At 73.5% G+C, this 1678-nt stretch carries 2 protein-coding genes and 1 pseudogene; all 3 read right to left on the reverse strand.

Translation table 11 applies throughout. The features are described from left to right. A pseudogene (locus tag L0B03_RS17500) lies at nucleotides 1–224 on the reverse strand (hypothetical protein); the annotation flags it as partial. A 32-nt stretch (nucleotides 225–256) separates the two neighbouring features. After that, nucleotides 257–601: a hypothetical protein gene (locus L0B03_RS17505; protein ID WP_250448242.1), complete on the reverse strand. Its 345-nt coding sequence runs from the start codon at nucleotides 599–601 to the stop codon at nucleotides 257–259. A gap of 97 nt (nucleotides 602–698) precedes the next feature. Beyond that, a partial coding sequence (locus L0B03_RS17510; protein ID WP_250448244.1) for an AAA family ATPase occupies nucleotides 699–1678 on the reverse strand: 980 nt, incomplete at its 5' end.

Below are 1678 nucleotides of genomic sequence, written 5' to 3' on the forward strand. Positions count from 1 at the left end.
GGCTCGGGGCTCTCGAGGGCGGGCGCGGCGGGGGCGCTCGGTGCCTCGGGCTCGACCGTGGTGGTCCCGGTCCCCGCCCCGGTCGGGGTCGACGGTTGCGGAGGGGCCGGCTCCCCGGCGTCGCCCGGGCGCCGCGACCGGCGGCTCCGGACTCCGAGGTAGCCCAGCCCCGCGAGGAGCAGGGCGGGCAGGCCGACGAGGAGAAGATCGCTGAGCTCGTTCACCGCAGCAGTCTCTCAGTCATCGACGGGCGGCGTCATCGACGGGCGGCGTGACCTGACTCCCGCAGGGCCTTCGAGGCGCGCCCGACGGGGACCAGCAGGTCACGGGTCGAGAGGTAGGCCTGCTGCGTCGGGACCTCGGCGTGACCGAGGGAGAAGAGGTCGTCGAGGGAGCCGGCGTCGCCTGCCTCGTCGTCGGACTCCTGGCGCATCGTCTCGACGAGGCCGGGTCGAGGGTGCTCGGCGTCGCGGCGCAGCCCCGCCCGGAGATCGCTGAGGAACTGGCGCGGACCGCCGCCGTCCCCGCCGAGCGCGCCCGCGACCACCATCACGAGGACGGCGGCGAGAAGGGCGAGAACGGTCCAGACGACAGGTGCCATGCCCTCAGTATCGGCACGCGTCGACCGGTTCCGAAGGCGGCCCACAGGCCTGGTCATGATCGCCACAGGATCTCCACACGGCGGCGTGGGCCGGGGCTCAGGCCGGGCTGTCCTCGCGCAGACGCTGGCTGATGACGGTGGTGACGCCGTCGCCGCGCATGGTCACCCCGTACAGCGCGTCGGCGATCTCCATCGTGCGCTTCTGGTGCGTCACCACGATCAGCTGGCTGTCCTCCTGGAGCTCGCGGAAGATCTCCAGCAGCCGGCCCAGGTTGGTGTCGTCGAGGGCCGCCTCGACCTCGTCCATGACGTAGAACGGGCTGGGCCGCGCCTTGAAGATCGCCACGAGGAGGGCGACCGCGGTCAGCGAGCGCTCCCCCCCGGAGAGCAGCGACAGACGCTTGACCTTCTTGCCGGCGGGACGAGCCTCGACCTCGATGCCCGTGGTCAGCATGTCCCCCGGCTCGGTGAGGACCAGGCGCCCCTCCCCGCCGGGGAACAGGCGCTCGAAGACGCGCTCGAACTGCACCGCGGTATCCCGGTACGCCTCGGCGAACACCTGCTCGACCCGCTCGTCGATCTCCCGGACGATCTGGAGCAGGTCGGTACGGGACCGCTTGAGGTCCGCGAGCTGGGTGGTCAGGAACGTGTGCCGCTCCTCGAGGGCCGCGAACTCCTCGAGGGCCAAGGGGTTGACCCGGCCGAGGAGGGCGAGGGCTCGCTCCGCGGCCCGCAACCGCTTCTCCTGCTCGGCGCGCACGTAGGGCACGGTCCGCGGGGCCGGCTCGGCATCGACCGCGTCGTCGTCGCCGTCCGTCCCCGCGCGGGACGTCTCGGCCGCACCGCTGGCCTCGGGGGGCTCGATCACGGGGACCGGCCGGTCCGGGCCGAACTCCTCGACGAGCACCTGCGGGTCCAGGCCGAGCTCCTCGACCGAGCGGGTCTGCAGCTGCTCGATGCGCAGGGCCTGCTGGGCCCGCGCGACCTCATCGCGGTGCGCGACGTCGGTCAGCTCGCCCAGCTCCGTGGCCCACCGGTCGGCCTCGGCCCGGACCGTCACCAGCTCGGCGTCCCGCG

The organism is Actinotalea sp. C106 (assembly GCF_023630195.1).
Taxonomy (GTDB): domain Bacteria; phylum Actinomycetota; class Actinomycetes; order Actinomycetales; family Cellulomonadaceae; genus Actinotalea.